Annotated in this window: 6 protein-coding genes (1 of these 6 cut by a window edge); all 6 read left to right on the top strand. The window is 70.4% G+C overall.

Features of this window, described 5'->3' with window-relative positions:
* The first annotated feature begins 149 nt into the window (after positions 1-149).
* Positions 150-2,795: an AAA family ATPase gene (locus tag ACWCSU_RS10305; protein WP_449934790.1), complete on the top strand. Its 2,646-nt coding sequence runs from the start codon at positions 150-152 to the stop codon at positions 2,793-2,795.
* A 4-nt stretch (positions 2,796-2,799) separates the two neighbouring features.
* Positions 2,800-5,580 (top strand): helix-turn-helix transcriptional regulator, encoded by a 2,781-nt coding sequence (locus tag ACWCSU_RS10300; protein WP_449934789.1) that lies wholly within the window; start codon positions 2,800-2,802, stop codon positions 5,578-5,580.
* A 260-nt stretch (positions 5,581-5,840) separates the two neighbouring features.
* On the top strand, positions 5,841-6,533 hold the full coding sequence (locus ACWCSU_RS10295; protein WP_449934788.1) for a LuxR C-terminal-related transcriptional regulator: 693 nt from the start codon (positions 5,841-5,843) through the stop codon (positions 6,531-6,533).
* Between the two features lie 35 nt (positions 6,534-6,568).
* Positions 6,569-6,778: a DUF5988 family protein gene (locus tag ACWCSU_RS10290; protein ID WP_449934787.1), complete on the top strand. Its 210-nt coding sequence runs from the start codon at positions 6,569-6,571 to the stop codon at positions 6,776-6,778.
* Between the two features lie 123 nt (positions 6,779-6,901).
* Positions 6,902-8,011: a GDP-mannose 4,6-dehydratase gene (locus tag ACWCSU_RS10285; RefSeq protein ID WP_449934786.1), complete on the top strand. Its 1,110-nt coding sequence runs from the start codon at positions 6,902-6,904 to the stop codon at positions 8,009-8,011.
* Positions 8,012-8,097: 86 nt separating this feature from the next.
* Positions 8,098-20,321 carry the 5' end (the start) of a type I polyketide synthase gene (locus ACWCSU_RS10280; protein ID WP_449934785.1) on the top strand. It continues 15,484 nt past the right edge of the window, so only the first 12,224 of its 27,708 coding nucleotides appear in the window; it begins with the start codon at positions 8,098-8,100; its stop codon lies off the right edge, out of view.

Raw genomic sequence — 20,321 nt, 5'->3', positions numbered from 1 at the left:
CGTTGGACGATCGCAGGCAAACAAAGGCGACCAAATGCAAATCAACGCCCGATTGCTTGCAAATCCCAACAGAAGATGACTAAAGTTCTCTCACCAGGCGATTGGGGTGCTTGAACTCAGGCGCATGCATCGTCGATTCGAGGTGCCGGATGCCCAGCGGAAGTGGACTGAGACTCGAAGAGGTAGCCGTATCGGAGTTCCTGGCCGAGCGCGAGGAGCAGACGGACTGGCTGCGCAGGCGGGTGGCCGAGCTCCAGCACGGACGGTCCGGCATGGTGACCGTGGCCGGAGAGCCGGGCACCGGAAGGAGCGCCCTGCTCAGGACAGTCGTGGCGCACGCCAGGGAAGCGGGACTGCCGGCCGTGCTCGCACGGTGCTCGTTCGCCGAGGTCGATCTCCGCTATGGCGTGGTCACGCAGATCCTCTCAGGGTTGGGCGACGCTGGGGGCCCGGCGCCTAACCGCAGGTTATGGGCGGCGGATCCGACGAGCTTGATCCCGGTGCTGTGCGGGGAGATCGCGGCGCTGGCCAGGAAGCGGCCGCTGCTGATCGCCCTGGACGACGCCCAATGGGCGGACGAGGAGTCGAAGGAGTGGCTGGCGGCCATGACGCCGCGGCTGCGCCATGTTCCGATCCTTCTGGTTCAGGTCGGCGGCCAGGAAAGCGCCAGTGTTGTCCGGGTGGCGCCGCTGACCGAGCGGGGGGTCCGGCAGGTGATCGTCTCTCGGTATCCCGGGCCGGTCGACGGGGCGTTCGTGACCGCCGCCGCAGAAGTCACGGGAGGCAATCCGGCCGCTCTTTCGGCTGTACTCGACCAGTTCGAGCTGCCGCCGGCCGCGCCGTGCATCCCGGATCTGCGGGAGCGGGCCGTACAGGTGAGTCGTGACCGGCTTGCAGGCTCCCTCGCCCACCTGCCGGCCGACGCTCTCGCATTGCTCCAGGCGATGGCGATCGGGGCGGGTGGCCTCGGACTCGGCCTGCTCACGGCTTTGGCGCCGCCGCAGACGAGCTCACCGGAGCAGGCGCTGTCCGTGCTCGTACGAGCGGGTCTGGCGACCGACGGCGAGTATCCGAGCCCGGTAAGCCCGCTCGCCGCCGAACTGGCGCTGGCTGGGATGAGTGTGGGGGAGCGGCAGGCACTGGTGACGCGCGCGGTCGACCTCGGGCACCGCGCCGTGCTTCCCGAGGACCGGCTCGCCCGTTTGCTCCTCAATGCTCCGCCGGTCGGTTCTGGATGGGTGGTGAAGTTGCCGGGCATCGACGCCGGGTGGGTGGTGAATCTGCTGCGCCGAGTGGCCAGGAGGCGTCAGGCCGCCGGTGACCACGAGAGTGCCGCGGCCCTGCTCGGCCGGGGCCTGCGGGAGCCTGTCGGCGGCGAGCAGCGGCAGCGCCTGCTCATCGAGCTCGCGACGGCCGAGGTGGGGCACAGCCCGGCGGCAAGCGACCGGCGCCTCCAGGAGGTGCTGGTGAACAGCGGTCCGGAGGTTCCGGTCCCGGTGCTCGTCCAGGCAGCCGATCTGCTCATTGCCAGGGGCGACGCGCCTGCCACCTTGCGCGCCGTCGCTACGGCGTGCGCGCGACAGGAGCGCGCCAGAGCGGACGTCGCGGCACTGGCGTCCATCGGCTGGCTGGCCGGTGACGAGTGCACGACCGAGGCTGTGCTGCCCATGCGGTCGTTCCCGAACCCGTCCGACCGGTCGGTGGATCCGGTGGTGGCAGGAATCGCTGCCTGGAGGCTGGCCGCCCGCGGGCGGCTCATGCCCCGGTCACGGGACCTGGCCAGAGCGGCCCTGGAGCTCAAGGGTGCGGACCAGCCGTTCAGCCCGAGGATTCTCGCCGCCAGGGCGCTGCGCATGGCCGACGAGGTGGCCGAGGCGGTGATAGGGCTGGACGAGGTTCTGGCGGACGCCCGGCGCTGTGGCGCGCGAGCACCGGCCGCGATGGCGCTGCTCCAGCGCAGCCGATGCGAGATGCAGCGGGGCAACCTCGATCTGGCGGTGCGTGATTTCGAGGCGGCCAGGTTGGAACTGCCTTTCAGCTCGTGGCATCCCCATACGGCGCCGTTCTTTCTCGCGCTGGAGGCATACCTGCATCTTGCAGGTGAGGCCGTTGAGGAGGCCGTGCGAGTGCTGGCGCAACACCTGCCGTCGGGGGCGGAGCACGGCGCAGCCTGGGCGATGCTGCTGTTCGCGCGGGCCAAGGTGCACCTGGAACTGGCCGATCCAGCGGCCGCGCTGCGCGAGATCGACGAGTGCGGGCGTGTCCTGCTGGCCAAGGGCTGGTCGAATCCCGCGCTGCTGCCCTGGCGATCGGTGGCCGCCGCGGCGCATGCCGCCCTCGGGAACGGCGAAGTCGCCAGACGGCTGACGAAGGACGCCGTCGAGCGGGCGCGCGTGTGGGGAGCCCCGAGCGCGTTGGGAGTGGCGCACCTGGGTGCGGCCCACGTGCTGCGCGGCGCCGAGGCGATCGTCGAACTCGAAAGCGCCGTGCGGATCCTGCGGGACTCGGTGTCGCGCGGCTCCTACACGAGAGCGCGGAACCTGCTGGAGGCGACCAAGCCTCCCCAAGGAACCGTGACCCCGGTCGAAGCCGCCCTGAGCGCTCAGGAGGAACGCATCGCCGCGTTGGCTGCCACAGGTCGCTCCAACGCCGCCATCGCGAAGGTCATGTCGGTGAGCGTCAGAACCGTGGAACTGCGGCTGACCGGGATCTACCGCAAACTCGGCATCACCCGCCGTCACGAACTCGCCTCCCGCCGGAACCCGATCCCGGCGGCGCAGAACGTGGGTGCTTGATTCCATGCTGCTGGAACGTGGAAAGGAACTGGCACAGGCGGAGCAGGCGCTCCGCGGGGCCGAGACAGGTGACGGATCCACCATGGTCGTCGTGGGCCCGCCCGGCGTCGGCAAGTCGGCTCTGCTGCGCTCCATCGCCGATGCCGCCGCCTCGAACGCGCGGGTCCTGTGGGCCGGGGGCACGCCGGTCGAACAGGGCTTCACCTTCGGCCTCGCCCAGCAACTGTTCGAACCGCTCGTGGCGGAAGTGCCCGATGCCCGCTGGAAGGCCTGCTTCGGCGGCGCGGCCGGCATGGTGCGGGAGATGTTCTTCGACGGGTCGTGGTCCACAGGCTCATACCGGTCGCTCGCGCTGGAGTCGATCCTGCCGGGCCTGAACTCGCTCGTCGTCAATCTCAGCAGGGACGAGACGCTGCTGATCGTGGTCGACGACCTTCAGTGGGCGGACGCGGCGTCCCTGCGCTGGCTGGCGTACCTGGCCAAGCGTCTGGGCCGCGCGCGCGTCGTGGTCGTCGGAGCCTTCACACAGGAATGCGCGGCCCCCGATCACCTGCTGCTCAGGGAGATCACCGCGTCGGCGGCCCGCACCCTGTACCCGATGCCGCTGTCCGTCGACGGCGTACGCCGGTTCGTCGGCGAGGATCTCGGGCAGCCGTGCGACCTCGGCTTCGCTGTGGCCTGTCACGAGGTGAGCGGCGGTAACCCCGCCCTGCTCGCCGCGATGCTCCGTGGATTGCGTACGGCGGGTGTCCAGCCGTTCGCGTCCGAGATCGGTGACCTTCGCACGATGAGCCAGCCCTATTTGCTCGACCGGCGCATGTTCTGCCTCGGCCTGCAACCTCCGACGGTCAGGGACTTGGCGCAGGCGATGGTCGTGTTCGGAGACCTGGCTGAGACGGAGCTGGTCAGCGAGCTCGCGGGTCTGGACAGCATCGACTACAAATCCGCGATGCAGACGCTCGATCGCCTCGGTCTGCTCGCGCCCGGCCAGCACCCGCGCTTCGTTCACTCGAGCGTACGGCATGGCATCGAATCGGCGATGAGCGTCAGCACCAGGTCCGTGATGCATCGCCGGGCGGCGACGTTGCTGCACGCCGCCGGGCACCCGGCCGAGCACGTCGCGGACCAGCTCCTGCTAGTCACCTCCGGCTACGAGCCGTGGGAGATCGACGCCCTGCGCGCGGCGGCCGGCACCGCGCTCGAACACGGTTCCGCGAGGAAGGCGGTTCGCTACCTTCGGCACACGCTGCTACACAGCCCACCCGACAGCGAGGTCCGCGGCAGAGGCCTGGTCGATCTGGCCGCCGCAGAGCGGGAACTGGACCTTGCGTCCTCGGTCACGCACATCGCGCAGGCCGTACCGATGCTCACCTCGGCTGCGGAGCGCGCGGTCGCGGCCCTGTGGATCCCGCCCGCGCTCAGCGCGGCCAACCCGTCGCTGGGCGCGCTCGTCCAGGAGACCGCAGGCTGGTTCCACGATCGTGGACCGGCCTACGACCAGGGGGACCTCGGCCTGCGATTGGAAGCCCGCATCCGCTATCTCCGCGTCCAGGATGCCGCGGGGCTGGGGGCGGCTTTCGACCGGCTGGCAGGGTTCGGCTCGGATGCGCCGATGTCCACGGGGGCGGGGCGGGAACTGCTGGCCGTACTGGTGTACGCGGCGTCCATCAGCGGAGGCATCACGGCCGCTGAGTCCTCCGCCCTGGCCGCCCGGATCCTGGAGCGAGAGCCGAGGAACACCGGATACGCCTACACCGCCCTTCCGCTGCTGATCCCGGCTCTGGTGCTCGCCGACGCGGCGGCGCCCGCGGCCGGCTGGCTGGACGGGGTGCGGGACCGGGCCCGGCACCAGTCGCTCGACGGGGTCACCGCGCTGGTCGACGCGCAACGCAGCGTGATCCTGCGAGCGTCAGGCCAACCGGCCCAGGCGAAGAGCGCCGCGCTGGGCGTGGTCGACACCGCCGACCCGGCCTGGCCGGAGGCGACGACGCTGGCGATCTGGACGCTAGCCCTGGTCGCACTCGAAACGCGGGATGTCGAGCTGGGCAAGCGGGTGATCAAGCTGTGCCCGGAGAGCTGCGATCTCCGCGTCGTCGTCGCGCACCGCATGGTGCGAGGGATGCTGGACGTGGCGCGCGGCGATCTGGGCGCCGCCCTGGACAGATTCCTCGACAGCGGCAAGCAGCTGTCGCGCTGCGCATGGACGAACCCGGCTTTGTACCCCTGGCGAGTGTGGGCGGCCGCGGTCAGTCACCGGCTCGGGCGCGCGCAGGCCGTCGAGCTGGTCGATGAGGAGTTCGCCTGCGCGCGGGCCTGGGGCGCCCCCGCGGTGTACGGCCGTGCGCTGCGGCTGCGTGGCGCGCTTACCCCGGGTGAGGCGGGTGTCGATCTCCTCCGGCAGGCCGTCGACACGCTTCGCCGTTCCGAGGACCGGATCGAGCTGGCCAGGGCGCTCATGGCGCTCGGCGCGAGACTGAGTTCCGCAGAGGCGGAGGAGTGCGATTCCGAGAGCCGCGGAATCACTGAGGAATGCGGCGTTTCATGGGCCGGCGGTTCGGAATTGCATGGACCTGCGCTGCGCCTCGTCGTGCCGGAACGCGATGGACTGTCCAAGTCCGAGGAAACGGTCGTGGCCTTCGTGCTGAAGGGCTGGAAGAACCAGCAGATCGCCGATTCTCTCGGAGTGACGAGACGTGCCGTGGAAAAGAGCCTGACGAGCGCGTATCGCAAGCTCGGAGTGAGCGGCAGGGCAGCGCTGGTCGAGGTGCTGAGCGCGGGCCGATAAATTCGGCACGCCCAGGAGTGTGATTAATTATTTTCGCATGTCAGGCGCTCCGCGTTGCCCTGAGTTCGGTACCGAACATGGCGGGTGAACCGCACCGCAAGCTCCGAACCTGCCGCCCCCGCATACCACAGTCTTTCGCCGGTCGTCCCCGGTTTCGTTGACGGGTTTCAGGGGGGTTAATACGATGCTAACAGGTGCTTTCGATCGTTGCTTCGAAGTAAACAGAGCATCGACTGTCGCCGGAGGAGAGTGGTCGTCAGATGAGCATTGATGTCGGAGCCGCCCTCATCGATGGGGAACTGGAATTTCTCCCCGGAGAGCGAGATGTCCACGACGGTATCGAGCACTACCGGTCTTTTCTCGACCGGTCGGGGATATGCGTGGCGAGTCTCGATCACGGGACCAGGGTGATCGAGGCGAATCTCGAATTCACCCGGCAGTTCGGGCGGTCGCTGGCGGACATCCGCGGGCGGGCGTTCTGTGAGCTGCTGCATCCGAGCGTCCGCGACAAGCTGAGCCAGCAGTTCGCCCATCTGATGGATCATCACCGCGCCAGGTTCGAGGGCCGCGTGATCGCCGTGCGGCCGGACGAAACCGTGCTCGGCGGCGAGCTCACCGGCCTCGCGCTGCACGGGGAAGCCGGCTATGTCGAGAGCGTCATGGTGCTGGTGCGGCCGGACAGCGAGCACAGGGACGACCTGCTGATCGGCAGGAAGAAGCTGCTGAGCACCATGGAGGCGCGCGTCATCGAAGGGGTCGCGTCGGGCGTGTCGACCGTGCAACTCGCCTCGATGCTCTATCTGAGCCGCGGCGGGGTCGAATACCACGTGTCGACGTTGCTGCGAAAGATGAAGGCCAGCAACCGCCCTGCCCTGATCTCCAAAGCGTATTCCATGGGTATTTTCCGGATCGGCTCCTGGCCGCCCCGGGTGCTGCCCGAGTTCGTGAAATAGGTCCTGGGAACTGCCATTGTGATGGAGGTGTCATCGTGACCAGTGCTCGAATCGTGCTCGACGGTGGACCGCAGTGCTCGTTCAAATACGGCCACTCCCCGTTGTCCGGCGACGGGCAGGAGAAAGTGAAGATCATCCTAGGCTCCGGCTACGAGCATTTCGTGCACACCGGTGAATATGTGATGATCGACGGCGAGAATCTCCCGGTGTTCCAATGGTTCGAGCGGACGAAGATGGCCGAATAGGCGAATTTCGCTGGTCTGGGCGCAGCTCTTTCTTGTCACCCGTGATCCGTTCACGGCCGAGCCGTGAACGGATCACGGGTGGCTGCCGTGGTTCGGCTTCGACGAATTTCGATCCCATCACCTGTGACGATCACGGCGACGGCAGCGAAACGGATTCTGCGCGTCCGCGAGTTTTCCGTCCGCGGTGCTGAAAGGAAACACATGTCCAGGCGCGCGCTGATCACCGGTATCACCGGTCAAGACGGCTCCTATATGGCTGAGCATCTGCTGTCCCTCGGTTATCAGGTCTGGGGGCTGATCAGAGGGCAGGCCAACCCACGCAAATCCCGGATCAGCCGCCTTGTCAGCGACCTGTGCTTCGTCAACGGCGACCTGCTCGACCAGGGCAGCCTGGTCGCGGCGGTGGACAAGGTGCAGCCCGACGAGGTCTACAACCTCGCGGCCATCTCGTTCGTCCCCATGTCATGGGAGCAGGCCGAACTCACGACCGACGTCAACGGCATGGGTGTGCTCCGCACGCTGGAGGCGATCCGCCTGGTATGCGGGCTCGACAAGTCCCGCAACGGCGGCAGCGGCCAGATCCGCTTCTACCAGGCATCGTCCTCCGAGATGTTCGGCAAGGTCGTCGAGAGCCCGCAACACGAGATGACGAACTTCCACCCGCGCAGCCCTTATGGGGTGGCGAAGACCTACGGGCATTTCATCACCCGGAACTATCGCGAGTCGTTCGGCATGTACGGCGTCTCCGGGATTCTGTTCAACCACGAATCGCCCCGCAGGGGCGCGGAATTCGTGACGCGGAAGATCTCGCTCGCCGTCGCCCAGATCAAACTCGGGTTGCGGGACAAGCTGTACCTCGGAAACCTCGACGCGGTCCGCGACTGGGGATTTGCCGGCGACTATGTCCGCGCCATGCATCTCATGCTGCAGCAGGACGAGCCCACGGACTATGTCGTGGGCACCGGCCGAACGCACTCGGTGCACGATGCCGTCCGCATGGCTTTCGAATACGTCGGGCTGAACTGGCAGGACCACGTGATCATCGACCCGGGGCTCGTGCGCCCCGCCGAGGTGGAGACCTTGTGCGCCGACGCCACCCGGGCCAAGGAAGAGCTCGGCTGGGCGCCGAGCGTGACGTTCGAGCAGCTCATGCACATGATGGTCGAATCCGATCTCCACAACGTCTCGCGCGAGCTTGAGCTGGGAGACCTCATCCTCACGTCGAGATGGTGACGGGTACTAGGGATTTTCAGGCCGCCGGACGCTGAGACTGGCTGCGCTGCCAACGGGTTGAAGGCGTCGAAAAGGGTTGAGCTGACATGGACAACGAGGCGAAACTCCGCGAGTACCTGAAGCGGGCGACGGCGGATTTGCGGCGTACCCGGCAACGCGTCCACGACCTCGAAGAACAGAACCAGCAGCCGCTGGCGATCGTCGGCATGAGCTGCCGCTACCCCGGAGGTGTGTCGTCCCCGGAGGACCTGTGGCGTCTGCTCACCACGGGCGGCGACCCCATCTCCGGGCCTCCCGCCGACCGCGGCTGGGATCTGGCCAGGCTCAGGGACCTGTACGGCGGCGCCGTACCGCAGTCGTTGACCGGTGGCTTTCTTCCTGAAGCGGCGGAGTTCGACGCCGGTTTCTTCGGCATCTCGCCGCGCGAGGCACTGGGTATGGACCCGCAGCAGCGACTGCTGCTCGAAGCGTCGTGGGAGGCGGTCGAGCGGGCGGGAATCGATCCGATCGCACTGCGCGGCAGCCTGACCGGGGTGTTCGTCGGGGCGATGTCGTCCGATTACCGCGAGAGCCTGCCGCGTGACATCGACGCCTTCGGGATCACGGGCACGGCCAACAGCGTGCTCTCCGGCCGGGTCTCCTACACGCTTGGCCTGGTAGGCCCGGCGGTGACGGTGGACACGGCCTGCTCGTCGTCCCTGGTGGCGATGCACTGGGCCGTCCAGTCGCTGCGGACGGGGGAGTGCACGCTGGCGCTCGTCGGCGGGGTCACCGTCATGACGAACCCCAGCACGTTCATCGAGTTCAACCGCCAGGGCGGCCTTTCCCCGGACGGGCGGTGCAAGTCGTTCGCCGAGGGCGCCGACGGGACGGGCTGGTCGGAAGGCGTGGGTGTCCTCGCGATTGAGCGGCTGGAGGACGCCCAGCGCAACGGGCACGAGGTGCTGGCGGTCGTGCGGGGGACGGCGGTCAACCAGGACGGGGCGTCCAACGGCCTCACCGCGCCGAACGGGCCTTCGCAGCAACGGGTCATCCGCGACGCCCTGGCCAACGCGCGGCTGTCGGCGGCGGACATCGACGTGGTGGAGGCGCACGGGACCGGTACGACCTTGGGCGACCCGATCGAGGCCGAGGCGCTGATCTCCACGTTCGGCCAGGACCGGGAGCGCCCGTTGCTGCTGGGGTCGATCAAGTCGAACATCGGTCACACCCAGGCCGCCGCGGGTGTCGCGGGTGTGATCAAGATGGTCATGGCCATGCGGCACCGGACGCTGCCCAGGACCTTGCACGTGGACGAACCGTCGTCGCGGGTGGACTGGGACTCGGGTGTGCTGGAACTGCTGACCGAGCAGCGGGCCTGGCCGGAGACCGGCCGTCCGTGCCGGGCGGGTGTGTCCTCGTTCGGGGTCAGCGGCACGAACGCTCATGTGGTGATGGAGGAGGCGCCGCCCGTCGAAGGGCGGGGAGAGACACCGGCGGATCCCGGCGCGGTCCCTGTGCTGGTGTACGGACGGACAGGGGAATCACTGCACGCCCAGGCGGCGCGGCTGCTCGCGTACGTGGATGCCGAGCCTGGGACGGCTGTGGCCGACCTGGCGTTCTCACTGGCGACGACGCGGCCGGCCTTCGAGCATCGGGCCGCTGTGGTGACCGCCGACCGTGACGAGTTGCGTGCCGGGCTGGCGGCGCTGGCGGGCGGCGGCTCCGGCGCAGGGGTGATCAAGGGCCATGGCAGGCAGGCCAGGCTCGCGATGTTGTTCACCGGCCAGGGAAGCCAGCGCGCGGGCATGGGACGGGACCTGGACGAGCGATATCCGGTGTTCGCGCAGGCGATGGACGAGGTGATCGCGAAGCTGGATCCGTTGCTCGACGGGTCGTTGTGGGAGGTCCTGTTCGCCGGGCAGGTTGGGCTGCTCGATCAGACGGGGTGGGCGCAGCCGGCGTTGTTCGCGGTGGAGACCGCCCTGTTCCGGCTGGTCGAGTCCTGGGGCGTCAAGGCCGACGCGCTGGCCGGTCACTCGGTCGGTGAGATCACCGCGGCGCATGTGGCCGGGGTGTTGTCGCTGGAGGACGCGTGCAGGCTGGTTGCGGCGCGGGCGCGGTTGATGCAGGCGCTTCCCGCCGGTGGCGCGATGGTGGCGGTGCAGGCGTCGGAGGCGGAGGTATCCGGGTTCGCGGGGGTGTCGATCGCCGCGGTGAACGGTCCGTCGTCGACGGTGATCTCGGGTCCCGAGCGGGCCGTCTTGGAGGCGGCCGCCGCACTGCAGGAGCGAGGGGTCCGGACGAAGCGGCTGCGGGTGTCGCACGCGTTCCATTCGTCGTTGATGGATCCCATGCTGGAGGACTTCCGCGCGGTCGCCGAGACGCTGACCTACCACTCGCCGCAGATCCCGATCGTCTCCACATCGACCGGTGACGTCTGCTCGCCGGGCTACTGGGTCGACCAGGTCCGCAACGCCGTGCGGTTCGAGGACGCGGTCCGCGCACTGGACGGCCGAGGTGTGCGCGCCTATCTGGAGCTGGGCCCCGATGGGGTTCTCACGGCGATGGCCAGGGAAACCCTCGGCGATCACGAAGCGGTGCTGGTGCCTGTGCTGCGTAGTGACCGCGATGAGCAGCGCACCGCGCTTTCGGCGCTGGCCGAACTGCATGTGCACGGCGTGCCGGTGGACTGGAAGACGGTGATTCCCGGTGCCCGCCGGGTGGATCTGCCCACCTACGCCTTCCGGCATCAGCGGTATTGGCCACATCCCGCATCGGCGGGGGACGCCCGGGGCCTGGGCCTGACCGCCGCGCGGCATCCGCTGCTGGGCGCCACGGTGCGGATGGCGGACTCCGATGAGGCGCTGCTCACCGGTCGGCTGTCGCTTGCCTCCCATCCGTGGCTGGCTGATCACGTGGTGGGCGGGTCGGTGGTGTTTCCCGGCACCGGCTTCCTTGAGCTGGCCATCCGGGCAGGTGACCAGGTCGGTTGTGACCTGGTAGAGGAGCTGACCCTGGTCGCGCCATTGGTGCTGGGCGAGCGGGACGCGGTGCAGGTGCAGGTGCGGGTGGGGCCCGCCGATGGGCAGGGGCGCCGTGGGCTGAGCATTCACGCCCGGCCGGACGACGGCGACGACCACGAGGGCTGGGTACGGCACGCGGTCGGCCTGCTGGCACGTGGCGCTCCCCCCGGAATCGAGGCACCGGCAATGTGGCCACCCCACGGAGCGACGGAGATCGACGTCGAGGGGGTGTACGAGCAGTTGGCCGAGGGCGGGCTGCACTACGGACCGGCGTTCCAGGGATTGCGGGCGGCCTGGCGGGGGGCTGACGGTGAGGTGTTCGCCGAAGTCGCCCCGAACGCGCAGGGCATGAGCTCGTTCGGGATGCATCCGGCGTTGCTGGACTCGGCCTTGCACGCGCTGGTGTTCGCCGGGGTCGAGGGCCGCGGGCGGTTGCCGTTCTCGTGGGGTGGCGTGCGCCTGCACGCCTCAGGCGCGTCGGAGCTGCGGGTACGGCTGGTCAGGACAGGCGACGACGCGGTTTCCTTGACCGCGGTGGATGCCGCGGGGGAACCGGTGTTGTCGGCGCGGTCGCTGATGCTGCGGCCGTTCTCGTCTGCCGGCCCTCCCCGCAGTCGCGACGTGTTGTTCGCCGTGGACTGGACCGTGCTGCAGCCCTCCTCCCCGGTGGAGGCGGCTCCGGATGTCGAGCTGGCGGAGATAGTCTCGGACCCGGCGGCCGGGGTGGTGGAGTCGGCGCACGAGCTGAGCGCGCGGGTCCTGAACCTGGTGCAGGAACGGCTGGTCGGCGCATCCGGCGGCGACGGCCGCCTGGTGGTGATCACCCGGGGCGCGGTGGTGGCGCGTGAGGGTGACCCGCTGACCGATCTCGCGGCCGCGGCGGTGTGGGGTCTGGTCCGCAGCGCCCAGTCGGAGAACCCCGGCCGGTTCGTGCTGGTGGACCTGGACGAGGACTCACCAGAGGCGCTGGCCGCCGTGCTCGCCTCCGGGGAACCGCAGGCGGTGATCCGTCAGGGCGAGATCCTGGTGCCCCGCCTGGTACGAGTCGGTGATGGCCCGGACAGCGAGCCCGGGGAGGGCCGGGCGTGGGACCCCGAAGGGACCGTGCTGATCACGGGCGGCACCGGCGGCCTGGGAGCGTTGCTGGTCAGGCACATGGTGACCGAGCGAGGCGTACGGCATCTGCTGCTGGCCGGTCGCCGGGGCATGGACGCGCCAGGCGCGGCGGAGCTGCGAGCCGACCTGGCCGCAGAGGGGGTCGAGGTCACGATCGCCGCCTGCGACGTGGCCGAACCCCACGAGCTGGCGGAACTGCTCGCTCTCGTCGACCCCGAACACCCGCTCACCGCGATCATCCATGCCGCCGGAGTGCTGGACGACGGGACCATGCCGTCGTTGTCCGCCGAGCGATTGGCCACGGTGCTGCGGCCGAAGGTGGATGCGGCCTGGCACCTCCATGAGCTGACCCGCGATCTGGACCTGGCCGCCTTCGTACTGTTCTCGTCGGTGGCGGGCACGGTGGGTGCCGCAGGTCAGGGCAACTACGCGGCTGCCAACGCGTTCCTCGACATGCTGGCCGAGCACCGGAGGGCGGAAGGCTTGCCCGCGGTGTCGCTCGCGTGGGGCCCGTGGGCGCAGGACATCGGGATGGCCGGAGCGCTGGACGACGCCCAAGCCCGGCGGATGAGCCGCGCCGGGATGTCGGCGTTCACCGCGGACGAGGGCCTCAATCTGTTCGGCGTCGCCGTACAGGCAGGGCGGCCGATCGTGGTGCCGGTCAGACTCGACCTCGCCGCGGTGCGTGCGCGCGGCGAGGTGCCGCACCTGCTCCGAGGACTGGTCAGGACGGCGCGCCGGTCGGCGGCCGCCGGTCCTGCGGCCGGCGAGGCGCTGGCTGGACGGCTGGCCGGAATGGAGCGCGCCGACGGACTCCGGGCGGTGCTCGACATCGTGCGGACCCAGGTGGCGCTGGTGCTGGGACACGCCTCGCCGGATCTCGTCGACGCCCGCCGGGAGTTTCGCGGGCTGGGGTTCGACAGCCTCACGGCGCTCGAACTGCGCGACGGGCTGAGCCGGGCGACGGGATTGCGCCTGCCCGCGACGCAGGTGTTCGACTACCCCACACCGCTCGTGCTGGCGGAGTTCCTCCTCGACGAGGTGCTGGGTGCCCAGCACGACGTGGCCGTTCCCGCTGTGGTCACCCCGGTCGCCGACGACCCGGTCGTGATCGTCGGGATGAGCTGCCGCTATCCGGGTGGCGTCGCCTCACCGGAGGATCTCTGGCGGGTGGTGGCCGAGGGCCGTGACGTGATCAGCGGCTTCCCCGTCAACCGCGGCTGGGACCTGGGCTCGATCTACCATCCGGACGCCGACCACGCGGGAAGCTCGTACACCAGGCAAGGCGGGTTCCTGCACGACGCGGCGGAGTTCGACGCGGACTTCTTCGGAATCAGCCCGAGGGAGGCCATGGCGACGGACCCGCAGCAGCGGCTGCTTCTGGAGGCGTCCTGGGAGGCGGTCGAGCGGGCCGGGATCGACCCGGTGTCCCTTCGAGGTAGCACGACGGGTGTGTTCGCCGGGGTGATGTACGCCGACTACGGCGGGATGCTCGGCGCGAGCGAGTTCGAGGGCTACCGGGGCACGGGGACCGCCGCGAGTGTCGTCTCGGGACGGGTCTCCTACACCCTGGGCCTGCGGGGACCGGCAGTGACGATCGACACGGCCTGCTCGTCCTCGCTGGTGGCCGTGCATCTGGCGACACAAGCGCTGCTCGGAGGTGAGTGCGAGCTCGCGCTGGCCGGTGGCGTGACCGTGATGGCGACGCCTGGGGCGTTCGTCGAGTTCTCCCGCCAGCGCGGCCTGTCGCCGGACGGGCGGTGCAAGTCGTTCGCCGACACGGCCGACGGGGTGAGCTGGGCCGAAGGCGTCGGAGTGCTGGTGCTGGAGCGCCTGTCCGACGCCAGGCGCAATGGGCACGAGGTGCTCGCCGTCGTCCGCGGATCGGCGATCAACCAGGACGGCGCGTCGAACGGGCTGACCGCGCCGAACGGCCCCGCCCAGCGGCGGGTGATCCGCCAGGCTCTGGCCGGAGCGCGCCTGTCCCCGGCCGAGGTGGACGTGGTCGAGGGACACGGCACCGGGACCACCCTGGGCGATCCGATCGAGGCGCAGGCATTGCTGGCGACCTACGGCAGGGAGCGGCCGGAGGACCGGCCCCTGCTGCTCGGGTCGATCAAGTCGAACATCGGGCACACGCAAGCTGCGGCGGGCGTGGCGGGCGTGATCAAAATGATCATGGCCATGCGGTACGGACTCGTGCCCAAGACCCTGCATGTGGACGCGCCGTCCTCGCACGTGGACTGGGCGGCCGGAGCGGTGGAACTGCTGACCGAGGCGCGCGCGTGGCCGGAGACGGGCCGCCCGCGCCGGGCCGCCGTGTCGTCGTTCGGCTTCAGCGGCACCAACGCCCACCTCGTCATCGAGCAGAAATACGGGGCCGAGACTCTCTCCGCGGTCCCGCCCGTGCCGTCGCCGGTGCCACTGACGGTTTCCGGGCGGACGGAGCCTGCTGTGCGAGAGCAGGCCGCGCGGCTGGCGTCCCATCTGGAAGAGCGTCCCGACCTGGACCTGGCCGACGTGGCGTTCTCGCTGGTGACCACGCGTTCCGCCTTCGAGCACCGCGCCGCCGTACTGGCCGAGGACCGTGACGTGGCGCTGGCCGGGCTGCGAGCGCTGGCCACGGGGCGGCCGGGAGCGGTACGCGGACGGGCCGTCGACGATCGGAAGGCGGCGTTCCTGTTCACCGGGCAGGGCGCGCAGCGGGTGGGGACGGGGCTGGAGCTCTACGCGCGGTTCCCGGTGTTCGCCCAGGCCCTCGACGAGGTGCTGTCCCACCTGGACTTCTCGCTGCGTGAGGCGCTCTTTTCCGACGCCCGGCTCCTCGACCGTACGGAGTACACGCAGCCCGCGCTGTTCGCCCTCGAAGTCGCGCTCTACCGGCTGGTCGAGTCGTACGGGGTCCGCCCCGACGCGCTGGCCGGGCATTCGATCGGGGAGCTCGTCGCGGCGCACGTCGCCGGGGTGCTGACGCTGGAGGACGCCTGCGCTCTGGTCACCGCGCGGGGCCGGTTGATGCAGGCGCTTCCGGCGGGCGGGGCGATGGTGGCGATCCAGGCCGGCGCGGAGGAGGTCCTCGCGTCGCTGGCCGGACGGGAGGCCGAGGTGTCCGTCGCGGCGGTCAACGGGCCGGCATCGGTGGTGATCGCCGGCGTCGAGGCCGCCGTCCTGGACGCCGCGGCCGAATGGGCGGCGCGGGAGCGCAGGACCAAGCGGCTGCGGGTGTCGCACGCGTTCCACTCTCCGCTGATGGAGCCGATGCTCGCGGAGTTCCAGGCGGTCGCCGAGTCGGTGGCCTACCACCCGCCGGGGATTCCCGTCATCTCCAACGTGACCGGCACGTTCGCCACGGACGAGCTGCGCACGCCGGGCTATTGGGTACGGCACGTGCGGCAGGCTGTTCGGTTCCACGACGGGCTGCTGGCGCTGCACCGGGCCGGCATGCGCGCGTTCCTGGAGATCGGGCCCGACGGCGTGCTGACGGCCATGGCCGCCGGCGCGCTCGACTCGGATGCGCTGCTGGTTCCCCTGCTGCGCGGTGACCGGGGTGAGAGCGTGGCCTTCATGAGCGCGCTGGCCGAGCTGCAGGTGAATGGCGTCGGGGTCGAATGGCAGGCGGTGCTACAGGGGCGGCGCCGGGTGGAGCTGCCGACGTACCCGTTCCAGCATGAGTCGTACTGGCCCGAAGTCACCACGAGGGACACCGGGGATCCGGCGGACACACGGTTGTGGGAGGCGGTCGAACGCGGCGACGCCGGGGACGTGGCCGCGATCCTCGGCCTGAACCACGAGCACACATCCTCGCTGGACACCGTGCTTCCCGCCCTGACGTCGTGGCGGCGGAGCCGGGGTGAGGCCGCGACGCTCGACTCCTGGCGCTATCGCGTGGAGTGGAAGCCGCGCCGCACACCGCTGCTCGACGTGCTGGCGGGGACCTGGCTGGTCGTGACCGCGGACGGGATCACGGGCGACGACGTGGCCGGCGCGCTGGAGGGGCACGGGGCGCGGGTGACGCGGTTCCCCGTGGACGGGCAGGCCGACCGGGAGTCGCTCGCCGGACGGCTGCGTGAGCTGGGCGAGATCGCCGGGGTGGTGTCGGAGGGCGGTCTCGCGCACACGCTCGCGCTCCTGCAGGCGCTGGGGGACGCGGAGATGGACGCGCCGCTGTGGTGCCTTACCCGTGGCGCGGTGTCCGCCATGGCAGGGGACCGGGTGACGAGCCCGCTCCAGGCGCAGATCTGGGGCCTGGGCAGGGTGGCCGCCCTGGAACATCCGAAGCGGTGGGGCGGGCTGATCGACCTGCCCGACGTGGTGACCGGGCAGGCCGCGCTCGGCCTGGCGGGAGTGCTGGCAGGGCTGGACGGCGAGGATCAGGTGGCGGTCCGTACGACGGGGGTGTACTGCCGCAGGCTGCGACGGCACCCGATCACCTCCGGCCGGGCGGGGTCCGGCACACCGATGGGTTCCGGTGGGACGGTGCTGGTCACCGGTGGGACCGGCGCGCTCGGAGCGGCGACAGCGCGGTGGCTGGCGAGCGCCGGCGCCGCACACCTGATGCTGACCAGCCGCCGGGGTCTGGACGCCCCCGGGGCAACGGAGCTGCGTGACGAGCTGGCCGCGCTGGGCGCCGAGGTGAGCGTCATCGCCTGCGATGTGACGGACCGGGCGGCGCTGGCAGCCGTGCTGGAGGAGATACCGGCCGACCGGCCGCTCACCGGAGTCGTCCACGCGGCCGGCGTGAGCCAGGCCGTCGCGCCGCTCGATCAGACGGACGCCGCCGAGCTCGCCGCCGTGATGACCGCGAAAGTGGCGGGCGCCGCCAACCTGGCCGACCTGACCGATGATCGCGAGCTCGACTTCTTCGTCCTGTTCTCCTCGGTCGCGGGCGTCTGGGGTGGTGCGGGCCAGGGCGCCTACGCGGCGGCCAACGCCTACCTCGACGCGCTGGCCGAGCACCTGCGGGCGCGCGGCGTCGCCGCCACGTCGGTGGCCTGGGGCGCGTGGGCGGAAGCCGGGATGGCCATGGAGAGCACCATGGCCGACCACCTGCTCAGGCGCGGGCTGGCCTTCCTGCCGCCGGTGCTCGCGATCAGGGAGCTGAGCCGGGCGGTCAGTGGCGAGGATGCCGTGGTGGCGGTCGCCGATGTCGAATGGGACCGGTTCTATCCGGTGTTCACCTCGGCGAGACCAAGCCGTCTGTTCAGCGAACTGGCCGAGGTCAGCGCGCTCTCCCGGCACGTGGCGGGCGATCCGGCGTTCGTCGCGACGCTGCGCGACCTGAGCGAGAAGGACCAGCGTCGCACGCTGCTGGAGCTGGTGCGCACCGAAGTGGCGGCCGTGCTGCGGCACGAGTCGGCCCAGGCGGTCGCGGAGCGGCGCGCCTTCCGCGAACTGGGATTCGACTCCCTGACCGCGGTGGAACTGCGCCAGCGCCTGGTCATGGTCACCGGCCTGGCGTTGCCGAGCACACTGGTGTTCGATCATCCGAACCCGGCCGCGCTGGTGGACTTCCTGCTGTCGCAGGTCGTGCGGGAGATGGACGCGGACGCCGGGCGGACCGTAACCGCCGCCCCCGCCGACGAGCCGATCGCGATCATCGGGATGGCCTGCCGGTTCCCCGGCGGCGTCGCCTCACCCGAACAGCTCTGGGACCTGGTGACCGACGAGGTCGACGCCGTCTCCGGGCTCCCCGCCGACCGCGGCTGGGACACGACAGGGCTCTACGATCCGGACCCTGATCACCCGGGTACGACGTACTCCCTCGACGGTGGCTTCCTCCACGACGCCGGTGACTTCGACCCGGGATTCTTCGGGATCTCGCCGCGTGAGGCGCTGACCATGGACCCGCAGCAGCGGCTGCTGCTGCAGACCGCGTGGGAGGCCATCGAGCGGTCCGGGATCGAGCCCTCAGGGCTGCGCGGCAGCCCGACCGGCACGTTCATCGGCTCCAGCTACCAGGAGTACGGCACCGACGCCCCCGACGCCGAGGGACACCAGGTCACCGGCACCATTCCGAGCGTGCTGTCCGGCCGGGTGTCGTACGTGCTCGGCCTGGAAGGACCCGCGGTCACCGTCGACACGGCGTGCTCGTCGTCGCTGGTGGCTCTGCACCTGGCCTGCCAGTCGCTGCGCAACGGCGAGAGCTCGCTCGCCCTGGCGGGCGGGGTGACCGTGATGACCACGCCGGTCTCCTTCGTGGCGTTCAGCCGCCAGCGGGCCCTGGCCGCCGACGGCCGGTGCAAGGCGTTCTCCGACGCGGCCGACGGGATGAGCCTGGCGGAAGGCGCGGGACTGCTCGTGCTGGAGCGGCTGTCCGACGCGCGGCGCAACGGGCATCCGATCCTCGCGGTGGTACGTGGTTCCGCGGTGAACCAGGACGGCGCGTCCAACGGGCTGACCGCGCCCAACGGTCCTTCGCAGCAGCGCGTGATCCGGCAGGCGCTGGCGAGCGCGCGGCTGTCCCCGGCCGAGGTGGACGCGATCGACGCGCACGGCACCGGCACGGCTCTGGGCGATCCGATCGAGGCGCAAGCCCTGCTCGCGACGTACGGCCAGGGCCGTGAGACACCCTTCCTGGTCGGGTCCGTGAAGTCGAACATCGGCCACACGCAGTCGGCGGCGGGTGTGGCGAGCGTGATCAAGATGGTCATGGCGATGCGGCACGGGCGGCTGCCGAAGACCTTGCACGTCGGCACACCGTCGTCGCACGTGGACTGGGCCTCCGGCGCGGTCGAGCCGCTGACCGACGCCGTGCCGTGGCCGGAGACCGGGCGTCCCCGCCGGGCCGCCGTGTCGTCGTTCGGGATCAGCGGCACGAACGCCCATGCGATCCTCGAACAGGCCGCGGAGACGCCGGCCGAGACCCGCGACAGCGACGACCGCGACGGCCCGGTTCCGTGGGTGGTGTCGGGCAGGACGGCGGAGGCGCTGCGGGCGCAGGCGGGACGGCTGGCCGCGCACGCTGACGAGCACGATCCGTTCGACATGGGCTTCTCGCTGGTGACGTCGCGGTCGATGTTCGAGCATCGCGCCGTCGTGGTGAGCGGCGATCGCGAGGCGCTCGTCGCCGGTGTCCTGGCGGTGGCCGCGGACGAACCTTCGCCCGGTGTCGTCCAGGGCCTGGCCGACGTCGAGGGCAGGACGGTCTTCGTGTTCCCCGGCCAGGGCGCGCAGTGGGCGGGCATGGGCGCGAAGCTGCTGGAGGAGTCCCCGGTGTTCGCCGAGCGCATCGCCGAATGCGCGCTGGCGTTGAGCAGGCACGTCGACTGGTCGCTGATTGACGTGCTGCGCCAGGCGGAGGGCGCGCCGCCGCTGGAGCGCGTGGACGTCGTGCAGCCCGTGTCGTTCGCCGTGATGGTCTCGCTTGCGGCGATGTGGCGTGCTCACGGAGTGGAGCCTGACGCGGTGATCGGGCACTCCCAGGGCGAGATCGCCGCCGCCTGCGTGGCCGGCGCGCTGTCGCTGGAGGACGCCGCGCTGGTGGTGTCGGTGCGCAGCCAGGCCATCGCCCGGCGGCTGGCGGGCGCCGGGGCGATGATGTCCGTCTCCCTCTCGGAGCGAGACGCCGAGGAGCGGTTGAGTCCCTGGAAGGAACGGATCTCGATCGCGGCGGTGAACGGGCCGCGCTCCGTCGTGGTGTGCGGCGCCCCCGACGCTCTCGACGAGCTGGCACGGCGACTGACCGGGGAGGGAGTGCGAGCCCGCCGTGTCGCGGTCGACTACGCCTCGCACTCGGCCCATGTCGAGCGGCTGCGGGAGGAACTCCCGCGGGCACTGGCGGCGATCACGCCCGAGCGGGTCGCGGTCCCGTTCCTGTCCACGGTGACCGGGGAGTGGCTGGACGGCACGGAGCTGGACGCCGGCTACTGGTATCGCAACCTGAGGCAGGCCGTCAGGTTCGAACCTGCCGTACGCCTGCTGCTGGACGCGGGACACCGGGCTTTCGTCGAGGTCAGTCCGCACCCCGTGCTGACAGGCGCGACCCAGGAGACTGCGGAGGGGACGAACGACAGCACGGTCGTCGCCGGGACGCTGCGGCGCGACCAGGGCGGCACGGAGCGATTCCTGACCTCGCTGGCCGAGGTGTTCGTCCGCGGTGTGCCCGTCGACTGGCGGACGGCCTTCGACGGAACCGGCGCTCGCAGGGTGGACCTGCCGACGTACGCCTTCCAGCAGGAGCGATTCTGGAT

The sequence above is a fragment of the Nonomuraea sp. NPDC001699 genome (assembly GCF_053596455.1).
This window is presented reverse-complemented; position numbering and strand designations above follow the sequence as displayed.